Genomic DNA, 19,522 nt, shown 5'->3' on the forward strand with positions numbered 1-19,522 from the left:
GCCGGTCGCTGGCTCGATGATCACAGCGTCCACGGGTCGGTGCGCACGTCGGTGACCCGGCTGCTCCACCCGTCGGTGTCGCCGAACGCGGCGTCGACGATGCCTCGCGCCTGCTCACACCACGGAAACTCAGAGGCCCAGTGCGCGGTGTCGATCACGGCGGGTCCACCCGCGCGCAGATGCTCGTCGACGGGGTGGTGCCGCAGATCCGAGGTGACGTACACATCGGCGTCGGTGCGCGCGACTGCAGACAGGAACGAGTCACCCGCTCCCCCACACATCGCAACCACCGAGACCGTGGCCTCAGGATTCCCTGCCGCACGTACTCCCCACGTCGTGGCAGGCAACGCCTCGCGGACGACCTCGGTGAACTCGGCAAGGGTCATCGGATTCGGTAGCTTTCCGATGCGCCCCAAACCGGTGCACGACGGTAAGGCCGCGGACTCGAAGACATCGAACGCGGGCTCCTCGTACGGGTGTGCCCGACGCATTGCCGAAAGCACCTCTGCACGTAGCCCTTTCGGGGCAACGACTTCGATGCGATCCTCCGCCTCGGTGTGCACCTCTCCGACAACACCGAGAGTCGGGTGTGCGTTCGGACCCGGGCGGAATTGCCCGAGACCTGCGCTCTGCCAGCTGGCTTCGCTGTAGTCGCCGATCTTTCCGGCTCCGGCGTCGAACATTGCCTGTCGTACCGCGGCCGAGTCGGAGGTGGGCACGAAGACCACCCACTTGTCATGTGCGGGAGCAGGAATGGGATCGAGTGGCCTGGTGTCGATCACGCCGAGGGCGGACGCGAGTGCGTCGGAGACGCCGGGATCGGCGGAGTCGGCGTTGGTGTGGGCGGTGAACAGTGCGCAGTCGGCCTTGATCAGGCGATGGATCACCGAGCCCTTCGCGGTGTCGGCCGCGACGGTGTCGACGCCTTTGAGCAGTAAGGGATGGTGGGCGACGATGAGATCGGCACCCCCAGCGATGGCGTCGTCGACCACTGCGTCGGTGACGTCGACGGTGTATACGACCTGCTGCACAACAGCTTCGGGATCTCCGCAGACCAGGCCCACCGAGTCCCAGCTCTCGGCCAGACGGGGTGGGTACGCGTCGTCGAGTACCTCGATGACGTCCGCCAGTGTCACTGCCATGGTCGATGCTCTCCTCACAGAACGGTGTTCAACGCGTCCACCAGTATGTCGACCTGCTGCGAGTCCCGTACCGCGACGCGCAGGTAGTGACGGTCGAGCCCCGGGAACGTGTCTGCGCGCCGCACCGCGATACCCATCGTGCGCAGTCGTTCTCGCACGAGGTCGGCATCCTGGACGCGCAGCAGCAGGAACGGGGCGCGAGCCGGGCCTGCCACAAAAAGGCCGAGAGCCTCGAGTCGCGGGATCATCGCGGTGCGTTCGCGGTCGATGCGCTCGGACTCGGCGCGTGCCCAATCGACGGCGAACGGTTCGGTGCAGGCGCGGATCGCTTCGAGCTGCAGGCTCCCCATAGGCCAGTGCGCGCGGCCGTGCTGCAGCCGTGCGAGGACGTCTGGATGGCCCAGCGCATATCCGCATCGCAATCCCGCCAGCGCCCACGTCTTCGTCAGACTGCGCAGAACCAGTACGTCGGGAAGGCTCTGTGAGGCGATCGACTCCCCAGCCCCGAGCACTGCGTCGGCGAAGGCCTCGTCGACCACCAGCGTGCGTCCGGGTCCACGCAGACTCAGTACCGCCTCACGGGGATGCAGAACCGAGGTGGGGTTGGTCGGGTTGCCGAGGATCACCATGTCGGCGGCGTCGGGCACGAGCGTCGGATCGAGTTCGAAGGGCGGCGGCAGGATCACTCGGTGCACCGGAATGCCCGCCTGCTCCAGCACCCAGTCGGGCTCGGTGAACGACGGGTGGATCGTCGCCACGAGCTGTGGCTCCAGCCGCGGCAGCATCGAGAAGCCCTCGGCCCCACCGCTGAGCAGCAGTACCTCGTCCGGTGAGCGGCCGTGGTGTTCGGCCACCTGTTCTCGTGCGGCCTTGTCGGCGGCCGTGCTCGGGTACGTACCCAGCGAATTCAGTGCCGCAGCCAGCCGATCGCGAAGCCATGCCGGCGGTCCGTCGCCCCGCACGTTGACTGCGAAGTCGACGAATCCGGAATCGACCTCGACGTCGCCGTGGTGACGGAGTCGCGCATCGGGATCGGCAGCTGTGTCGGACATCGCGACGAGCGTAGCCGCGCCTTCGTCGAACAGCCCGCACCGATAGGCTCGGGCCATGTCTGTCGATGCTCCCGCGTCCGTTGTCCTGTTCGATCTCGATGGGACGTTGACCGATTCCGCACCGGGAATTCATGCCGGTTTTCGTCATGCATTGGCGTCGGTGGAGGCTCCCGAACCGACCGAGGAACAGCTGTCGATGGTCGTCGGGCCACCCCTGATCGACACGCTGCGCGGACTCGGCCTGGACGAGGATGCCGCGCAGCGTGCCTTGGCGGCGTACTTCCAGCGCTACGACGAGCGGGGCTGGGCCGAGAACACCGCGTTCGACGGCATCGAGACGGTGTTGACGCGGTTGCAGGATCGCGGCGTACGCCTCGGCGTTGCGACGTCGAAGTCGGAGCGATTCGCCGTCCGGATTCTGGACCACTTCGGTCTGTCGCGGTACTTCGAGTTCATCGGCGGTGCCAGCAACGACGGCACCCGACGGGCGAAGTCCGATGTGATCGCGCATTCGCTGACCAACCTCGGGATCGAGCCGGTGGAGTCCGCGGACGGCGGCACGGCCGGGGTGATCATGATCGGTGATCGGGATCACGACGTGCACGGTGCCGCTCGATTCGGCATTCCCACGGTGTACGTGGAGTGGGGCTACGGCGTCGACGGCGAGAGCGCCGACGCCGCGTTCACCGCGTCGAGCATGGACGAACTGGCCAAGTTGCTGGAGCAGAACACGGCGGCCGTGCAGTGAACGAGCCACTGCACGTGACCTTCGTGTGCACCGGCAACATCTGCCGGTCGCCGATGGCCGAGAAGGTTTTCGCCGGGCATCTGCGCGACGCCGGTCTGGGCGACGCGGTGCGCGTCTCGAGTGCCGGGACCGGCGGTTGGCATGTGGGCGACGGCGCAGATCCACGCACCGTCGCCGAGCTCGATGCCCACGGATACGACAGCGAACACGAGGCAGCGCAGGTCGGACCGGATCACCTGGCGGCAGATCTGATCGTCGCGCTCGACACCGGCCACGCGAAGGCACTGCTGCAGCTCGGTGCGCCTGCCGAACGGGTGGCCCTGTTGCGATCGTTCGATCCCGATGCCGACGACTCCTCGGTGGCCGATCCGTACTACTCCTCCGATTCGGCGTTCACCGAGGTGCGCGAGCAGATCGAAAGTGCCGTTCCCGGCATGCTGGACTGGGCACGGTCTCGACTCTCTCGCTGACCCGGCTACCGTGGTGGAGTGCGAAAGTTAGCGTTCTTGCTGCGACCCAAATGGTTGGTGCTGGCTGCGGTGGTGCTGGCCTTCGCGTTCCTGTGCTTCAGCGTGCTCGCTCCGTGGCAGTTGGGGAAGAACACCTCGACGTCCGCGCGCAACGATCTGATCACCCGATCCGTCGACGCGGATCCGGTGCCGATCTCTGACGTTCTCACCGCAAACGGGTTTCCGGCCGAGGACGAGTGGCGTCGGGTCATCGCTTCCGGGGCCTATGTCACCGATTCCGACGTGCTGGTGCGACTGCGCAGCATCCGTGATCAGCCCGCATACGAGGTCATCACCCCGTTCGTGATCGACGGCGGGCCCACCGTGCTCGTCAATCGCGGGTACGTGTTGCCGGTGGAGGGAACCAGAGCGCCCGAGTTCGAGGCGGCACCCGCCGGCGAAGTGACGCTGAACGCACGGGTCCGCCAAGCCGAGGGCACCTCGCGCGAGCCCGTCGAGGACGACGGTCGGCTGCAGGTCTACAACATCAACCCGGAACAGATCGGCGCGGCGGTCGGAGTCGACGCCATCGACGGATACCTACAGCTCGACGACGCTCAGCCGGGCGGTCTCGGCTTGATCGAGCTACCGCAGACCGACGCGGGCCCCTATCTGTCCTACGGTCTGCAGTGGCTGGCGTTCGGCATCATGGCACCGCTGGGTCTGGCGTATTTCGCTCGGGCGGAGATACGGGAACGCCGCAATTCACGTGCCGAGCTCGCGAACGCGATGTCCGGCGAGCCGGACACCGAGCCCGAGCCGGAGGACAAGGCCGGCCCGGACGAGGAAGAAGAATTCACGCTGCCCACCCGACGCGAGAAACGAGCAAAGGCGCGCGCGGCGTCACGCCCGACGACGCCGTCGGATCCTCGCTTGGCCGATCGCTACGGCAAGAATCGCTGACGCGACCGCGGACAGTTCCTGTACTCGGCTCGACAGTGCGACCGATCGACGAAGATCGCGTGCGGTCGGCGAATGTCCGTCACCGAGTGTCGGCCTGATCTCCATGCCGTGTCGGTACTGGGTTCTGCCGCCGAGCTGCAGCCCCAGTGCCCCGGCAGCCGACGCCTCCGCAACACCTGCGTTGGGGCTGGGATGCTGCGCGGCGTCGCGTCGCCACATCTGCAGGGCTCGGGCGGGCGATCCCTGCACCGAGGGTGCTGCGACAACCGTCGCCACACCGGTGACGCGGGCCGGTAGCAGGTTCAGAACGTCGTCGATTCGCGCTGCGGCCCAACCGAAACGCAGATACTTCGGAGACCGGTAGCCGACCATCGCGTCGAGCGTGTTGCTCGCTCGATAGGCCAGAATTCCCGGGACCCCGGCCAGTGCTCCCCACACCAGCACTCCGACCGTGGCATCGGAGGTGTTCTCCGCGATGGACTCCAGTGCGGCGCGCGCGAGGCCGTCGGAGTCGAGTGGTTCGGGATCCCGACCGCACAGTGATGGCAGCAACGCGCGTGCGCTCGCGAGGTCGTCGTTGTCGAGGTGATCTGCCATCTGCCGGCCCACCTTGGACAGGGACGTGCCGCCGAGCGCGACCCAGGTAGTGGCCGCGACCAGAGCAACCTCGGCGGGTGCACCCACACGAACGGCGACACGGTTCGACCCGACGCCGAGTGCGGTCACCGAGCCGATCAGCGCGACTGCGTGGACGACGCCCAGCGCTCGACTATCGCGGTAGAGGACGTGTTCGACGCGCAGCGCCGTGGTGCCGAATCCTGCAACCGGGTGCCAGCGTTGTGGGTCTGCGAACACTCGATCGAGGCCGTAGCCGACCAGTAAGCCGATCGCTCGGGGGTGTGTCCACATCCCACGAATCTTGCCAACTGCGCACCCGGCGCAGGAATTCGGTATGCCGGACTCAGCGCTGGCGGTACGCGCCTGCCAACTGGCGACCGCGGAAGTCGATGTCGCTTCCGTCGTTGAGCAGTGCGATTGCCATTCCTACGAAGCCGACCGTTGCAATTACGAACAGTGTCATGATTCCCCCAGAATCTCGAGTGGATCCGCGTCCGCGGATGTGTCTGTAACAGATTGTTACCCCTATCTTCACTGTTTCCCACTTCTTTGAGGTCGGCGTCACGTGTGTCCGTCATCACGAGACGCGCGTCTCATCGAAACGTCCAAATATCAACGGCCACCGGCACTCTCGGACTGTGCACTTCTCCCGTCGTTACTGCGACACAGGAACGAGATGCTCTTCGTCGGTCACGACCGATCTGAGGAACTCGTCGACGACCTTCACCCGGGCCAGACCGGTCAGCTCTCGCGGCACCACCGTCCAATACGTCCTCTCGACCGAGACGACGCCGTCCAACACCGACGTGAGAACCTCGTCCGGCTCACCGATGTAGCTTGGCAGGGGCGCAATTCCCACCCCGGATCTCGCCGCGATCCACTGCCCGGTGATGTTGTTGGTCTGAATCTGCGCGCGGCCCTCCGGCAGGATCGCATCCAGAATTCGCAGCGGTGCCACATCCAGCAGCGCGTCGACGTACGAGATAAGCGTGTGTTCTCGCAGATCGTCGACGGTGTCGATGGGCGACGTCGCGGCGAGATACTCGGCGGAAGCGTAGAGCCCGAGGGAGTACGTGGCCAACCTGCGAGTCACCACTAATCGCGGCGACGGCCGCTCCAACGTGATTGCGATGTCGAATTCCCTGGTGGCCAACGAGTTGTGCTCGGTGGCGGTGACCAATTCGATGTCGAGATCGGGGTGCTTGTCTCTGAGCAGCCCCAGTTTCGGTGTCAGAACGAACGCTCCGAACCCGTCCGGGGCCGCGATGCGCACGGTCCCTCGCAGGGTGCCGGTGTCGGAGGTCTGATCCTCGAAGGCGGCGATGAGTGTCGATTCGACGGTCTCGGCATATCCGACGAGGCGTCGACCCGCCTCGGTGAGTCGCCAACCCGTCGGCGTTCTGTCGAACAGGCGCTGCCCGGCCGATTTCTCGAGCGCGGTGATGCGCCGACCGACGGTGGTGTGGTCCACACCGAGAGTGTGCGCGGCGTCGGTCAGACGCCCGGTCCTCGACACTTCGAGGAAGTAGCGGAGGTGGTCTGCGTTGAACACCCATCGAGACTATCGACGGTGTGCATTTCTGCACAGCGATCTGCGGTTTTGGCCTTTGACATGTGCATCCTTACAAGTGAGACTCGGGACACACCCGAAGGAAGGATCGAACGTTGACCGACGTCATTGCGCACTGGCTCGATGGAAAGACCTATTCCGGCGCCTCCGACCGAACCGCGGCCGTCACGAACCCCGCGACCGGCGAGGTCACCGGCACGCTCACCCTGGCCGATCAGGGCGACGCCCGGGCGGTCATCGATGCCGCTGCAGCCGCATTCCCGGCGTGGCGCGACACCTCCCTCGCCAAGCGCACATCGATCCTGTTCTCGTTTCGAGAGTTGTTGAACGCGAGGAAGAACGAGCTCGCCGAGATCATCACCTCCGAGCACGGAAAAGTTCTCTCCGACGCCCTCGGCGAGATTTCCCGCGGCCAGGAAGTCGTCGAATTCGCCTGCGGCATGGCGCATCTGCTCAAGGGCGGATACACCGAGAATGCCTCGACCGGCGTCGACGTCTACTCCATCCGCCAGCCGCTCGGACCGGTCGGCATCATCTCCCCCTTCAACTTTCCCGCCATGGTCCCGATGTGGTTCTTCCCCATCGCCATCGCGGCCGGCAACACCGTGGTACTCAAGCCCTCGGAGAAAGACCCGAGCGCGAGTATCTGGCTCGCCCGGCTCTGGGCCGAGGCTGGTCTGCCCGACGGGGTATTCAACGTCCTGCAAGGCGACAAGGTGGCCGTCGACGAGCTCCTCGAGAACAAGAAGATCAAGTCGATCTCCTTCGTCGGCTCCACCCCCATCGCCCAGTACGTCTACGCCACCGGCACCGCTCACGGAAAGCGCGTCCAAGCCCTCGGCGGCGCCAAGAACCATGCCGTCGTACTCCCCGACGCAGATCTCGACCTCGCCGCCGACGCCATGGTCAACGCGGGCTTCGGCTCCGCAGGCGAACGCTGCATGGCCATCTCCGCACTCGTAGCCGTCGGGAACATCGCCGACGAACTAGTCGCCAAGATCGCCGAACGCACCACCCCGCTTGTCACCGGCGACGGCACCCGAGGGGCAGACATGGGTCCACTCGTCACCAAGGCCCACCGTGACAAGGTCGCCTCGTACGTCGATGCAGGCGAAGCAGCCGGAGCCACCCTCGTGGTCGACGGCCGCGGTGTGAAGGCCGACGGTGGAGAGAACGGATTCTGGCTCGGCCCCACCCTCATCGACCACGTCACCCCCGACATGAGCGTCTACACCGACGAGATCTTCGGACCGGTCCTCTCGGTCGTTCGCGTCGAGACCTACGACGATGCCCTGCAGCTGATCAATGAGAACCCCTACGGCAACGGCACCGCCATCTTCACCAACGACGGTGGGGCGGCACGCCGCTTCCAGAACGAGGTCGAGGTCGGTATGGTCGGCATCAACGTACCCATCCCGGTTCCCATGGCGTACTACAGCTTCGGCGGCTGGAAGAACTCTCTGTTCGGCGACAGCCACGCCCACGGCACCGAGGGTGTTCACTTCTTCACCCGCGGCAAAGCTGTCACCAGTCGCTGGCTCGACCCCAGCCACGGCGGCATCAACCTCGGTTTCCCTGAAAACAGCTGAGCCCCCACACAGCTAGCGAAGGAGCACACCCATGGTTGCCAATATTTCGTTTCCTCGGTTTCTCAAGCTGGGCGGCGGTGCCGTCGAGGATCTGGGGACGGTTCTGACCGACCTCGACGTGTCACGGCCGTTACTCGTCACCGATGCGTTCATGGCCGGGAACGGCTCGGCGGATCGGTTGATGAAGATCATGACCGAGGCCGGTAAGACGCCTGCATTGTTCTCGGGCACCGTTCCGGATCCGACGACCGATTCGTTGGTCGCCGGTCTCGAAGCGGTGCAGCAGCATTCGGCCGATTCGATCATCGGGTTCGGCGGTGGCAGTCCGATGGACACGGCCAAGGCGTTGGCCATCCTCGCGGTGCAGGGCGGCACGATGCGGGACTTCAAAGCTCCCGTGCTGTCGACCGGCCCGGCCCTACCGATCATCGCCATCCCCACCACGGCCGGAAGTGGTTCGGAGGCAACTCAGTTCACGATCATCACCGACGTCGCCTCGGACGAGAAGATGTTGTGCCCCGGGCTGTCGTTCCTGCCGATCGCCTCGATCATCGACTTCGAGCTGACCATGTCGATGCCGGCGCGTCTGACGGCCGATACCGGTGTCGATGCACTGACCCACGCCATCGAGGCGTACGTCAGCAAGAAGGCCAACCCCATCTCCGACGGTTTGGCGCTCAGTGCGATTCGCACGATCGGGACGTCGTTGCTGCGGGCGTATCGGGACGGCGACGACCGGCAGGCGCGCGAGGCGATGATGCACGCCTCGACGCAGGCGGGAATGGCCTTCTCCAATGCGAGCGTCTGCCTGGTGCACGGGATGAGTCGTCCCATCGGGGCGCATTTCCATGTTGCACACGGGCTTTCCAACGCGATGCTGTTGCCTGCCGTCACCGCATTCTCGATCGACGGAGCACCGGCGCGTTACGCCGACTGCGCACGCGCACTGGGCGCGGCGTCGGAAAGCGATTCGGATCAGGTTGCCGGAGGCAAGTTGCAGGATGCGATCGTCACACTGTGCCGTGAGGTGGAGGTTCCGACGCCGGAGACCTTCGGTATCGACAAGGCGAAATGGGACGACCTGTTGCCGCTCATGGCCGAGCAGGCACTCGCGTCCGGCAGCCCGGGCAACAATCCGGTCGTGCCGACCGCCGAACAGATCGTCGATCTGTACCGGCAGGTGTACGCGGGAGTCTAGTCGCACTCACTCCGATGCGCGGGCGGCAACAGTGTCGCGCCGCGTATTTCGGCGTTGCACCACTATTCCGCCGATCACGGTCACTGCAGCAAGGACGGCCGAGAGCAGGATCGACGACCGCTGCTCCGGCCGCACCACGATCATCACCAGGACGAAGACGATGAACCCGATGGCCAGGTAGGTCAACCACGGGTACAGCCACATCCGAACGGCAGGGCGTTCGTCGTCGCGATCGAGTTGACGCCGCAGCACCAGCTGGCTGCTGGCGATGGCAAGGTAGACGAACAGGGCGACGGCCCCGGTGGTCGCCAGCAGGTAGGTGAAGAGTTTCTCGGGCAGGATGTAGTTTCCGACCACGGCGAGGAAGCCGAGCACCATCGAGGCGATCACCGCGATCCACGGCACCCCATTTGTGGTGATCTTCTTGACCGCCCTGGGTGCGTCGCCTCGATCGCCGAGCGAATACAGCATGCGCGACGCGGTGTAGAGCGCAGAGTTCAGGCACGACGCGACGGCAGTCAGGATGACGATGTCCATGATGGTCTCCGCGTGCGGAATTCCCATCTTGGACAGCACGAATTGGTACGAGCCCGTATTGGGATCCAATTCGTTCCAGGGCACCAAAGCGACGATGACGAAGATGGAACCGAAGTAGAAGATCGAAATTCGCTAGATCACCGAGTTGGTGGCGCGGGTGATTCCCTTTGCCGGGTCCTTGGATTCGGCAGCGGCGATGGTGACGATTTCCGACCCCATGAACGAAAACATCGTCGTCAGTATGGCCGCGATCACCGCACCGAACCCGAGGGGCATGAATCCGCCCGAGGCCCAGAGTTGGTCCACACCACTGACTTCCGAATCGGGTAGCCATCCCAGAATGGCCGCGATTCCGAGGCCGATGAACGCGATGATCGCCACCACCTTCACCAGCGCGAACCAGAACTCGAACTCGCCGTAGTTGCCGACGCTGATCAGGTTGGTCGCGGTGAGGGCAATGACGATGAGAAGTGCCCACATCCACTGGGCTCCGCCGAGCCAGTTGGTGAGAATCGACGCTGCCGCGGTGGCTTCCACCGGTATCACCAACACCCAGAACCACCAGTAGAGCCATCCGACCGAGAATCCGGCCCAATGTCCGAGTGCGCGTGTGGCATACGTGGAGAACGAGCCGGTGTCGGGATTGGCCGTCGCCATCTCCCCCAGCATGCGCATCACCAGAATCACGAGTGTTCCCGCGAACAGGTACGCCAGCAGCACCGCCGGGCCTGCCGTCGCGATCGCGTTGGCCGAACCCACGAACAATCCCGCGCCGATGACTCCGGCTATCGAAATCATCGTCACGTGCCGTGGTTTCAGGCTGGTACCGAGTCCGTTCTCGCCGGTGTCCGGCTTCTCCGTAATGGCCATCCCTGTAGTCGAACACAATGTGAACGCCGACGCAGCGGGTGACCGTTATGTCCAGACAGGCGGTGGTACAGAGATATTCGCGCGAATCCGGGCATACTGGACGCATGAACTCCCAAGCGGACAGCATCACCGATCCGGTCACCATCGTCGGTGCGGGCATAGCCGGCGCGGCCTGCGCGCGGGTTCTCCGCGACGCAGACGTGCCGTTCCGCATCGTCGACCGAGGACGCGCTCCGGGCGGGCGGATGTCATCACCGGAGTTGCACGGCCGTCGCGTCGACCTGGGCGCCGGTTACTTCACCGTCCGTGATCAGGAATTCTCGACGGTGGTTGCCGATTGGGAGTCGGCTGGGTTGGCGCGCCAGTGGGCCAACACGTTCGGCATCCTCAAGCCCGCAACAGCCCCGTGCACAACGACCGGACCGGTTCGCTGGGCTACCCCGAACGGGCTGCGATCGCTGGTACGAAACATGCTCGACGGCTTCGACATCGAGCATTCCACCGAGCTGCCCGAATTGCCCGACGGTCATGTCGTGGTCGCGATGCCGGATCCGCAGGCGGCGCGACTGACCGCCGTCCCCGATGCCGTCGATTACGTTCCTGTCATCGCAGTGGCGTGTGGGTTCGACGGGCTCGACATCCCCTTCCGCGATGCGGCGTTCGTCAACGATCATCCTGATATCGATTTCGTCGTCGACGACGGTGCACGCCGAGGCGACGGCGCTCCGGTTCTGGTGGTGCACACCACGTCGGAGCGAGCGCATCAGCATCTCGAAGACCCAGACGGCGCGATCGCCCCGGTTCTCGACGCGCTACGCGAGTTGTCCGTCGCCTCGGCGGCACCCGTGTGGACCCACGCTCATCGATGGACCTTCGCCAAGCCTGCGACCCAGCACGATTCGAACTACGCGCTTCAGCAGCAGGACGGACGTTTCGTCGGATTGGCGGGCGATCAGTGGTGTGAAGCCGGAGTGCCCAGGGTGGAAAGCGCCTGGCGTTCGGGGACTGATGTGGCGCGTGCGCTGATCGACTCGCTCCGACACTGAACCTCGCGGCACGACTGCTCCACTCCCTTGCGCGCTCGGGTTTCCCTCGTGGCGGTATCGAAATCGGCGTGGACCATTACCGCGTTCATGCCCGCTGATGCCACCGAAAACTCTGCGCGCGAACATCTCCCAACCGGATCACCAGCAGCTACGTCTCCGCGCGATAGTTACTTTATTTCCTGTTCACTATTTCGAAGTATGTACACATTTAACCGGTTAAGGTGTGACGACACGCGCAGATCTCGCCCCCTCGTCGCCGTCGCACACAGAATCGGAGCAGTCCGTGGCCACCATCCGAACCCCGGAGCAGACCAGACGCCGTGGCGTACTCGCTGCCACCGTCGGCACCATCGTCGAGTACTACGACCTCACCGTTTACGCCTATCTCGCGGTGGTCGTCAGCCCGTTGTTCTTCCCCGGTGACGACCCGACGGCGTCGTTGCTCGCCAGTCTGGCCGTCTTTGCGTCCGCCTACCTGATGCGTCCGATCGGTGGAATCTTCTTCGGCCGCCTCGGTGACCGCCACGGCCGCAAGCGCGCCTTGTTGTTCTCGGTACTGCTCATGGGCGTCGGCAGTGCGCTGATGGCCTTCCTCCCCACCTACGAGAACGCGGGGGTTCTCGCGCCGATTCTGCTGGTCATAGCCCGCCTGGTTCAGGGCTTCTCTGCCGGTGGCGAACTCGGCGGCGCGCTCACATACGTCTACGAAACGGTCGGCGAAAAACGCAAGGGGCTCGGCGCATCTTTCGTCGCATTGGGTAGCAACAGCGGTTTCGCACTCGCGGCCATCGCTGTGGCCGTCACCTCCACTCTCACCACCGATGCACAAATGACCAGCTGGGGCTGGCGAATTCCGTTCCTGCTCGGCATCCCACTGGTGCTGTTCTGCCTCTGGACCCGAACTCGAATCGAAGACACCCCGCAGTTCGTCAACGCAGTCGCGGAAAACGAAGTCGCGAAGGCACCGTTGACCGAACTGCTTCGCACTCACCCCAAGCAGGTTTTGCAGGTCTTCGGGCTGGGTGTGGCTCAGAACGCGACCGGATACATGGTGCTCACCTACATCGGCATCCATTTGGTGCGCGAAGGTGGATTCAGTCAGAGTTCGGTCACCTGGACTGCGGCCGGTGTGATCGTGCTAGTCGCGGCGTCCATGCCGCTCGCCGGGTTGCTCGTAGATCGGTTCGGCAGCGTGCGTGTGCTGGCCAGCGGATTACTCGCCTCGGCACTGCTCGCATACCCGGCAATGTCGATGATGAGCGGTCACGGGTTGTTCGTTGCTGCAATTGCTTTCATGTTCTTCGCGGTAGGCACACCCTTGATCCAGACGGCAACCGCTCCCCTGTTCCCGTCGTTGTTCGACTCGCGAGTTCGATTGACCGGCGTCGCTCTCGGCTTCAACATTGCGACGATCGCGACCGGTGGGACCGCTGCCTACATTGCGACGTGGCTGATCGACCGCACCGGAAGCTCGGTTTCACCCGCATACTTCGTCATAGGCTCGGCCGTGATCGGCATGATCACCCTCGCGACCATCCGGCAGAAGACCTACGGCGGATTGCGGACCGGCAGCCGAGTCGCCGACGGACTGCCGTCGCAGTCGGGAGCGCTCGACGATGTCAGCTCCCGACGAACGTGACCGTCTCGTCCAGAGGCGCTCGGCTGGTGCGGAATCCGTTGATCGGGTGAGTCTCGTCGGGATAGCCGAAGGAAATGCCGGCCACCACTCTTCGAGTGTCCGGGATGTCGAACCACTCGTGCAGAAACGGTGAGTACGCGGCCAGGGCTGCTTGTGCGATCGCTCCGAGACCGAGACTCTGCGCCGCGAGCAGGAAAGTTTGCAGATACAACCCGCAGTCGACCGCCCCGTACACACCCAGATCGGCGTCGGTGGTGATGATGGCCGCGTGCGGGGCGTCGAACAGCTCGTAATTGCGAATGAACTGACGCGTCGTCGCCTCGGTGTCGGACTTGACCACCCCGATGCTTTCGTACAGCGCGCCCCCGCATTCGCGTCGCCGTGCTCGGTGTAGAGCGTTGTAGTTGGCCGGGAACGGAAAGTCCGGTTGTGGCACACCGGACGCCACGTGCTCCACCAAGGCGTCGGAGAACTTCCGGGTGGCATCGCCTTCGGTCACGATGATCTGCCACGACTGGGTGTTCGACCACGATGGCGTCCGCTGAGCGGCCGCCAACAACTGTTCGAGTACCTCACGCGAGACCTGCTTCGGCAGGAACTGGCGGCACGAGTACCTCTCGTCGAGTAGTTCTGTCAGCGCGTCGTACCGGGTCACGTCGTCCGCCTCGTGTCAGTGCTGTCGGGTGCGGGTCGAAGGTAACACCACGGCTGCGCCCGACGGCCGGCTGCTGGACCGTCGGACGCCGAGTGCCGCTACTGCAGGGGTAGCAGAATGTCCTTGACACGCGGATCGGTAGCCAGGAATTCCTGCACCGCAGGATCCTTGAACGCCGCGACGAGATTCTTGATGTTGTCCGTATCCGCCCAGCGGCTCCCGATCGTGAGCTGGCCGGCGAACTCATCCGGTGCCGGCGGAGCGAAGATCTGCTTCTCGACGGGGATGCCTGCGGCGAGGTAGTACTCGGTGTAGCCCACAGCTGCATCGAGATCCGGGAGCGCCCGCGACTGCGCGGCGAAATCCAGAAGAGTGAATTTCAGGTTCTTCGGGTTACCGACGATGTCCTTCTGCGTGGCCGTCGACTTGTCGACAGCGGGGTCGAGCGTGATCAGCCCCGCTCGCTCGAGCACCCACAGGCCCTGGGCTTCGTTGGCCGGGTCGGAGTAGAGCGACACCGTTGCGCCGTCCGGCAATTGGGCCGGATCGGAGTACTTGTCGGACCACAAGCCGAAGCCCCATCGGAACACCGGGGTGGCGGCTTCCTCCTGGAAGTCCGGGTTGGATTCGAGGACCTGGCCGAGCCACAGCTTGTGCTGATACACCGTCGCGGCGACTTCGCCCTCACTCACCGCGCGGTTGATGGTATTGCTGTCCGCGAGTCCGCGGAACGCGACTGTGATGCCGTACTTGGGAGCAACCTGATCGGCAACGAATTCGACCAGGGCCTGCTCGGATGCGTTGCCTTCGGCCGTGGCGACAACAAGGGTTGCGCCCTCGGTCTCGTTCGCCGATGCCGTGTCGCCGAAGAACGCGATGCGGACAACCACGGCGAGGGCGATCAGTAGTACGACGGCCGCGATGATCCGGGGAGCTTTTCGACGGTTCTTCAGCTCGAAGCCGTGTGCTTCGGTGGACGTTGTCATGGTGGATGGACCTTTCGAATGTGGTTCAGACAGTGCGCACAGCGCGTAGATGAGGTGTGGTGTAGCGAACGAGCGCATCGCCGACGAGCTGGACGGCGGCGACGGTGAAAATCAGAATCACGATCGTCGCGATCATGACGGTGTGATCGAATCGTTGGTACCCGTATGTGACTGCGACATAACCGATTCCGCCTGCACCGATGGTGCCCGCAATGGCCGAGTACTCGATCATGGCGATGACGTTGATGGTCAGTCCACCGATGATCGACGGCACAGCCTCGGACAACTGTGTGGTGGTGACTTGCAGCGTGGATCCGCCCGACGCCCGGGCGACGTCGACCACCGACGTCGGGACCGAGCGCAGAGAGTTCTCGACTATCCGGGTGAAGAATGCGATGCCCGCCAACGACATCGGCACCACAGCGGCTGCGATACCGATGTTCGTTCCGGTGATCCATCGCGTGACCGGAACCAGTGCAGCCATCAGGATCAGAAACGGCAACGACCGTCCGATGCTGACGATCCAGCTGATGGGCGCATGGAGTACCGAGTTCTCGAACAACCCACCGGGGCCCAGGTTGAACAGCGCGGACCCCAGCGGAACACCCACGAGCACCACGATGAACATCACGATCCCGACCATCGTGAGGGTGTCGCCGAGCGCAGGCAGGAGTAGAGCAGGCAGCTCGTCGACCGGAACCTTGTTGCCTGCGGCCACAATTGCTATCACGACGCCACCTCGAGTACCGGTTGGTCGGATGCTGCGGATCCGGAAAGTCCCAGCGCCGCGAGAGCACCGGGGACGCGTGCACTCAGGTGGGCACCGATGCCGAGTGCGGCGCTGCCGACAGCCACTCCGGCGACCACCTGGACCGAGGCTCCGAGTAATGCGACGGGTGCGCCGAGATCCTGGCCCAACCGCCCGATCCAGTCCTGCGGAACATCGGGCGAGTCGTAGATCACGTTCCATTGCACATCACCGGCCGCGGCCTGTGCGTCGTCGCGCCTGGGGCGCAGTTCGTTGCCGAGCGCGGACGTGTAGTCGGTCAGCAGATCGACCAGCTTCCCGGATTCGACGATGCGTCCATGATCGAGTCTGGCTACCGAATCTGCGGCTCGCAGAACGGTATCCATTTCGTGGGTGATGAACACGATGGCCAGGTCGAGATCGCGACGAAGTTCGCGCAGCAATTCGACCACCGATTCGGTGGTGTGCGGATCCAAGCCGGAGGTTGCCTCGTCGGAGAGCAGCACCGACGGCCGCAGCGCCAACGCTCGCGCAATTCCCACTCGTTGACGCTGCCCGCCCGAGAGTTGAAAGGGATAGCGAGCTGCTTTGTCGGACAGCCCCACTCGGTCGAGAAGCTCGCCCACTCTCCTGGCCGTCTCGGCTTTCGTGGCCCCGAGGTAGTCCAATGGCAAGGCGACGTTCTCCGCAACGGTTCGACGCGAGAGCAGACTCGAAGACTGGAACACGGTACCGATGCGCCGCCGCGCAACCCGAAGTTGCCTGGCATTCAACGCCGTCAGGTCGTCCCCGTTGACGATGACCGAGCCCGAGGTGGGCCGGGTCAGCAGGTTGATGCATTGGGCCAGCGTGCTCTTGCCGGCACCGCTGGGGCCCACGACGGCGAGGATCTCGCCGGCCCGAACCGTGAAGTCCAGCCGGTCGAGTACGACGGTTCGGCTGTCCCCCGCCCCGTACGTCTTGGTCAATTGCGCTATTTCGATCATGCTCCGACGCTTCTTTCGCTGATGTGACTGCGCAAGAGTGAGGCATCGGAACACTGCTGACCAGCTATCGACTCATCACGATCCGAACTGTTCCCACCGGTCTGAGTCGTCGGTAGCGTCGCACCGCTGTCGAATCCAGACAGGTCGTCCCGCCGAAGGAGTTACCCCGTGTCACGCGAGATTCGTTTCAATGCCTTCGACATGAATTGCGTCGCGCATCAGTCCCCCGGTCTCTGGCGTCATCCACTCGATCAATCGTGGCGATACAAGGAACTCGGCTACTGGACCGATCTGGCGAAGCTGTTGGAACGAGGCCTGTTCGACGGTTTGTTCATTGCCGACGTCCTCGGCACCTACGACGTGTACGGCGGGAATCACGATGCCGCCATCCGGCACGGTGCGCAGATACCGGTCTCGGACCCACTCCTGCTCGTCAGCGCGCAGGCTGCCGTCACCGAGCATCTGGGGTTCGGCATCACTGCGGGTACCGGTTTCGAGCATCCGTATCCGTTCGCGCGACGGCTCTCCACGCTCGATCACCTCACCAACGGCAGGATCGGCTGGAACGTCGTGACCGGGTATCTGCCGTCGGCGGCGCAGAACATGGGCCACGACGACCAGTTGAAGCACGACGATCGTTACGATCACGCCGACGAATATCTCGAGGTGCTCTACAAGCTGTGGGAGGCGTCGTGGGACGACGACGCGGTGGTCCGTGATCGCGAAACCGGCGTGTTCACCGACCCCACCAAGGTGCATCGAATCGGCCACCGCGGCAAGCACTTCACGGTGCCGGGTATCCATCTGGCCGAGCCGTCGCCGCAGCGGACGCCGGTGATCTTTCAGGCCGGCGCGTCGCCGCGGGGCGTACGGTTCGCGGCGCAGAATGCCGAAGCGATCTTCGTCGGCGCACCCACCAAGGAGATTCTGGCGCAGACGGTTTCGAATATCCGTCGAGCCTTGCGCGAGGCCGGCCGCGATCCGTACTCGGCGCGGATCTATCAGCTGCTCACCATCGTCACCGATGAGACCTCTGAACTCGCCCATGCCAAGCACGCCGAGTATCGGTCGTATGCCAGTGCCGAGGGTGCGTTGGTGTTCATGTCGGGCTGGATGGGCGTCGACCTGTCGCGGTATGCGCTCGACGAGCCGCTCGGCAATGTCGAGAGCAACGCGATTCAGTCGTTCGTTGCGTCGTTCCAGTCCATCGGAGCCGACGGCAAAGAGTGGACGGTCCGCGATATCGCCGAGTGGGGCGGCATCGGCGGTGCCGGCCCACGCATCGTCGGCTCCCCCGGCGAGGTCGCGGATCAACTGCAGGAGTGGGTGGACGAGACCGACGTCGACGGCTTCAATCTCGCGTATGCCATCACACCGGGGACATTCGAAGACGTCGTGCAGTACGTCGTACCCGAATTGCAGCGCCGCGGTGTCTATCGCACCGAATACACGCCGGGGACATTGCGACACAAGCTCTTCGGCAAGGGCGATCGACTGCCCGAGGAACACCGGGCGCAGCAGATCGTGCGAGAAGTTCGGGCGAACCGAGAATCGCTGTGAATGGTGGGCGCAGAGGGGTTCGAACCCCCGACCGCTGGTGTGTAAAACCAGAGCTCTACCGCTGAGCTATACGCCCGAGTACCGGTGGCCTGGGGACAACCCCGGGCCACCGGAACGCTTGGAGAAATTTATCGTGTCTGATCTCTAACTACAATTCCGCAGGTCAGCTCACCTGTGCGAGAGCCTCGGCCCACGAAGAACTGTCGCGAGCCTCGCCGGGTCCGTTCATTTCGGCGAACCTGATGATTCCGGATTTGTCGACGACGAACGTTCCACGATTGGCGAATCCGGCGCTGTCGTTGAACACGCCGTACGCCTGAGCAACCTCACCGTGCGGCCAGAAGTCCGACAGCAGCGGAAAGGTGTAACCCTGTTCTGCAGCCCAGATCTTGTGGGTCGGAGGCGGACCCACCGAGATTGCCAGGATCGCAGTCTCGTCGTTCTCGAAGGTCGGTAGCTCGTCGCGCACTCTGCACAGCTCGCCCTGGCACGTGCCGGTGAAGGCCAGTGGATAGAACACGAGCAGAACGTTTTTCACGTTCCTGTACGACGACAACGTGACCAGTTGGTTGTTCTGGTCTTTGAGGGTGAAGTCGGGCGCAACTGCGCCAACCTCGATCGGCATCTAGAACCGTCTTCCTGTATCGAGCATCGGCCTACCGCTTGGTGGCAGGGGTCTTGGGCTGAACCAATCGACTTCCGATCCAGTCACCGAGGTTTGCCGCAGAGGTCTGCGTCAAACCTGCGGTCGGGGCGGACTCGGCAATCTCACTGGGTTCGACATGACCGGACATGCCGGTCTTGGGGCTGAGGACCCACACGATGCCATCGTCCGAGAGCGGACCGATCGCATCCATGAGCGCATCGACCAGGTCACCGTCTCCGTCGCGCCACCACAGCAGTACAACGTCGATCACCTCGTCGGAATCCTCGTCGAGGGTCTCGCCACCGATCGCATCTTCTACGTCGGCGCGCAGATCATCGTCGGTGTCCTCGTCCCAGCCCAGCTCCTGTACGACCATGTCGCGAGTGATGCCAAGTTTCTGAGCGTAGTTCTGAGCGTCCGCCGCGGCGACCACGGTGGTGACCTCCTTGAATTGTGGGTGCAGTAGTCAAAGCGAACAGTGTCGAAGCCGTTCGCGCAAGCTGACCGCGCCGAAATTGCG

The 19,522-nt window shown here is 64.1% G+C and carries 18 protein-coding genes, 1 tRNA gene and 1 pseudogene; 8 read left to right on the plus strand and 12 right to left on the minus strand.

Translation table 11 applies throughout. The annotated features are described in order from the left end of the window. Positions 1 to 20: 20 nt before the first annotated feature. Together AB0362_RS14180 and cobC are read right to left on the minus strand one after the other, a co-directional pair. On the minus strand, positions 21 to 1,142 hold the full coding sequence (locus AB0362_RS14180; protein ID WP_317808938.1) for a Nif3-like dinuclear metal center hexameric protein: 1,122 nt from the start codon (positions 1,140 to 1,142) through the stop codon (positions 21 to 23). 14 nt (positions 1,143 to 1,156) lie between these two features. Beyond that, on the minus strand, positions 1,157 to 2,194 hold the full coding sequence (gene cobC, locus AB0362_RS14185) for an Rv2231c family pyridoxal phosphate-dependent protein CobC (protein ID WP_317808937.1): 1,038 nt from the start codon (positions 2,192 to 2,194) through the stop codon (positions 1,157 to 1,159). A 55-nt stretch (positions 2,195 to 2,249) separates the two neighbouring features. On the opposite strand from cobC, the gene AB0362_RS14190 reads away from it, so the two are divergent. From AB0362_RS14190 to AB0362_RS14200, 3 genes are read left to right on the plus strand one after another with little or no spacing between them, the layout of a single operon-like run. Beyond that, entirely contained in the window at positions 2,250 to 2,942 is a 693-nt protein-coding gene (locus AB0362_RS14190) for an HAD-IA family hydrolase (protein ID WP_317548593.1), read from the plus strand. After that, on the plus strand, positions 2,939 to 3,412 hold the full coding sequence (locus AB0362_RS14195; protein WP_188078659.1) for a low molecular weight protein-tyrosine-phosphatase: 474 nt from the start codon (positions 2,939 to 2,941) through the stop codon (positions 3,410 to 3,412). The genes AB0362_RS14190 and AB0362_RS14195 overlap by 4 nt, the downstream gene beginning before the upstream one ends. A gap of 18 nt (positions 3,413 to 3,430) precedes the next feature. Further along, positions 3,431 to 4,354: an SURF1 family protein gene (locus AB0362_RS14200; protein ID WP_149406163.1), complete on the plus strand. Its 924-nt coding sequence runs from the start codon at positions 3,431 to 3,433 to the stop codon at positions 4,352 to 4,354. On the opposite strand, the gene AB0362_RS14205 is transcribed toward AB0362_RS14200, so the two are convergent. After that, positions 4,295 to 5,263: a cobalamin biosynthesis protein gene (locus tag AB0362_RS14205; RefSeq protein ID WP_149406164.1), complete on the minus strand. Its 969-nt coding sequence runs from the start codon at positions 5,261 to 5,263 to the stop codon at positions 4,295 to 4,297. The genes AB0362_RS14200 and AB0362_RS14205 overlap by 60 nt on opposite strands. Positions 5,264 to 5,627: 364 nt before the next feature. Further along, the gene (locus tag AB0362_RS14210) at positions 5,628 to 6,524 is read right to left on the minus strand and encodes a LysR family transcriptional regulator (protein WP_149406165.1); all 897 of its coding nucleotides are present in this window, start codon (positions 6,522 to 6,524) and stop codon (positions 5,628 to 5,630) included. Positions 6,525 to 6,637: 113 nt separating this feature from the next. On the opposite strand from AB0362_RS14210, the gene AB0362_RS14215 reads away from it, so the two are divergent. Both AB0362_RS14215 and AB0362_RS14220 read left to right on the plus strand, forming a co-directional pair. Then, positions 6,638 to 8,131 carry a CoA-acylating methylmalonate-semialdehyde dehydrogenase gene (locus AB0362_RS14215; RefSeq protein ID WP_317808935.1) on the plus strand — a complete coding sequence of 498 codons (1,494 nt, stop codon included), beginning with the start codon at positions 6,638 to 6,640 and terminating at the stop codon, positions 8,129 to 8,131. A gap of 31 nt (positions 8,132 to 8,162) precedes the next feature. After that, on the plus strand, positions 8,163 to 9,329 hold the full coding sequence (locus AB0362_RS14220; protein ID WP_317808934.1) for an iron-containing alcohol dehydrogenase: 1,167 nt from the start codon (positions 8,163 to 8,165) through the stop codon (positions 9,327 to 9,329). A 6-nt stretch (positions 9,330 to 9,335) separates the two neighbouring features. Here AB0362_RS14220 and AB0362_RS14225 read toward each other — a convergent pair. Continuing rightward, positions 9,336 to 10,736, minus strand: a pseudogene (locus AB0362_RS14225) (amino acid permease). A gap of 104 nt (positions 10,737 to 10,840) precedes the next feature. Here AB0362_RS14225 and AB0362_RS14230 point away from each other — a divergent pair. Further along, entirely contained in the window at positions 10,841 to 11,782 is a 942-nt protein-coding gene (locus AB0362_RS14230) for an NAD(P)-binding protein (protein ID WP_317548603.1), read from the plus strand. A gap of 283 nt (positions 11,783 to 12,065) precedes the next feature. Continuing rightward, entirely contained in the window at positions 12,066 to 13,421 is a 1,356-nt protein-coding gene (locus AB0362_RS14235; protein WP_094640410.1) for an MFS transporter, read from the plus strand. Here the strand turns inward: AB0362_RS14235 and AB0362_RS14240 are convergent. The 4 genes from AB0362_RS14240 to AB0362_RS14255 all read right to left on the minus strand — a co-directional run bounded on the left by AB0362_RS14240 (position 13,402) and on the right by AB0362_RS14255 (position 16,796). Next, on the minus strand, positions 13,402 to 14,076 hold the full coding sequence (locus AB0362_RS14240) for a nitroreductase (RefSeq protein ID WP_317808933.1): 675 nt from the start codon (positions 14,074 to 14,076) through the stop codon (positions 13,402 to 13,404). The genes AB0362_RS14235 and AB0362_RS14240 overlap by 20 nt on opposite strands. A gap of 98 nt (positions 14,077 to 14,174) precedes the next feature. Next, positions 14,175 to 15,062, minus strand: a complete 888-nt coding sequence (locus AB0362_RS14245; RefSeq protein ID WP_317808931.1) for a MetQ/NlpA family ABC transporter substrate-binding protein — start codon at positions 15,060 to 15,062, stop codon at positions 14,175 to 14,177. A gap of 25 nt (positions 15,063 to 15,087) precedes the next feature. Further along, positions 15,088 to 15,792 (minus strand): methionine ABC transporter permease, encoded by a 705-nt coding sequence (locus AB0362_RS14250; RefSeq protein ID WP_317808929.1) that lies wholly within the window; start codon positions 15,790 to 15,792, stop codon positions 15,088 to 15,090. Continuing rightward, positions 15,789 to 16,796: an ATP-binding cassette domain-containing protein gene (locus tag AB0362_RS14255; protein ID WP_317808927.1), complete on the minus strand. Its 1,008-nt coding sequence runs from the start codon at positions 16,794 to 16,796 to the stop codon at positions 15,789 to 15,791. Before AB0362_RS14255 ends, AB0362_RS14250 begins: the two co-directional genes overlap by 4 nt. A 168-nt stretch (positions 16,797 to 16,964) precedes the next feature. Here AB0362_RS14255 and AB0362_RS14260 point away from each other — a divergent pair, with 168 nt between their 5' ends. Next, entirely contained in the window at positions 16,965 to 18,356 is a 1,392-nt protein-coding gene (locus tag AB0362_RS14260; RefSeq protein ID WP_317548607.1) for an LLM class flavin-dependent oxidoreductase, read from the plus strand. A 1-nt stretch (position 18,357) separates the two neighbouring features. On the opposite strand, the gene AB0362_RS14265 is transcribed toward AB0362_RS14260, so the two are convergent. The 3 genes from AB0362_RS14265 to AB0362_RS14275 all read right to left on the minus strand — a co-directional run bounded on the left by AB0362_RS14265 (position 18,358) and on the right by AB0362_RS14275 (position 19,435). Beyond that, positions 18,358 to 18,432, minus strand: a tRNA-Val gene (locus AB0362_RS14265). Positions 18,433 to 18,519: 87 nt separating this feature from the next. Then, positions 18,520 to 18,981, minus strand: a complete 462-nt coding sequence (locus tag AB0362_RS14270; RefSeq protein ID WP_094640166.1) for a peroxiredoxin — start codon at positions 18,979 to 18,981, stop codon at positions 18,520 to 18,522. Between the two features lie 31 nt (positions 18,982 to 19,012). Then, positions 19,013 to 19,435 carry a DUF3052 domain-containing protein gene (locus AB0362_RS14275; protein ID WP_032379129.1) on the minus strand — a complete coding sequence of 141 codons (423 nt, stop codon included), beginning with the start codon at positions 19,433 to 19,435 and terminating at the stop codon, positions 19,013 to 19,015. Positions 19,436 to 19,522 lie beyond the last annotated feature (87 nt).

Source organism: Rhodococcus sp. NPDC079359, assembly GCF_040702585.1.
In the GTDB taxonomy this organism is placed as follows: Bacteria; Actinomycetota; Actinomycetes; order Mycobacteriales; family Mycobacteriaceae; genus Rhodococcoides.

Excerpts from the sequence above, each read along its gene's own strand:
- AB0362_RS14180 (WP_317808938.1), bottom strand. The coding sequence starts at position 1,142 with ATGGCAGTGACACTGGCGGACGTCATCGAGGTACTCGACGACGCGTAC.
- cobC (WP_317808937.1), bottom strand. The coding sequence starts at position 2,194 with ATGTCCGACACAGCTGCCGATCCCGATGCGCGACTCCGTCACCACGGC.
- AB0362_RS14190 (WP_317548593.1), top strand. The coding sequence starts at position 2,250 with ATGTCTGTCGATGCTCCCGCGTCCGTTGTCCTGTTCGATCTCGATGGG.
- AB0362_RS14205 (WP_149406164.1), bottom strand. The coding sequence starts at position 5,263 with ATGTGGACACACCCCCGAGCGATCGGCTTACTGGTCGGCTACGGCCTC.
- AB0362_RS14220 (WP_317808934.1), top strand. The coding sequence starts at position 8,163 with ATGGTTGCCAATATTTCGTTTCCTCGGTTTCTCAAGCTGGGCGGCGGT.
- AB0362_RS14230 (WP_317548603.1), top strand. The coding sequence starts at position 10,841 with ATGAACTCCCAAGCGGACAGCATCACCGATCCGGTCACCATCGTCGGT.
- AB0362_RS14245 (WP_317808931.1), bottom strand. The coding sequence starts at position 15,062 with ATGACAACGTCCACCGAAGCACACGGCTTCGAGCTGAAGAACCGTCGA.
- AB0362_RS14255 (WP_317808927.1), bottom strand. The coding sequence starts at position 16,796 with ATGATCGAAATAGCGCAATTGACCAAGACGTACGGGGCGGGGGACAGC.
- AB0362_RS14270 (WP_094640166.1), bottom strand. The coding sequence starts at position 18,981 with ATGCCGATCGAGGTTGGCGCAGTTGCGCCCGACTTCACCCTCAAAGAC.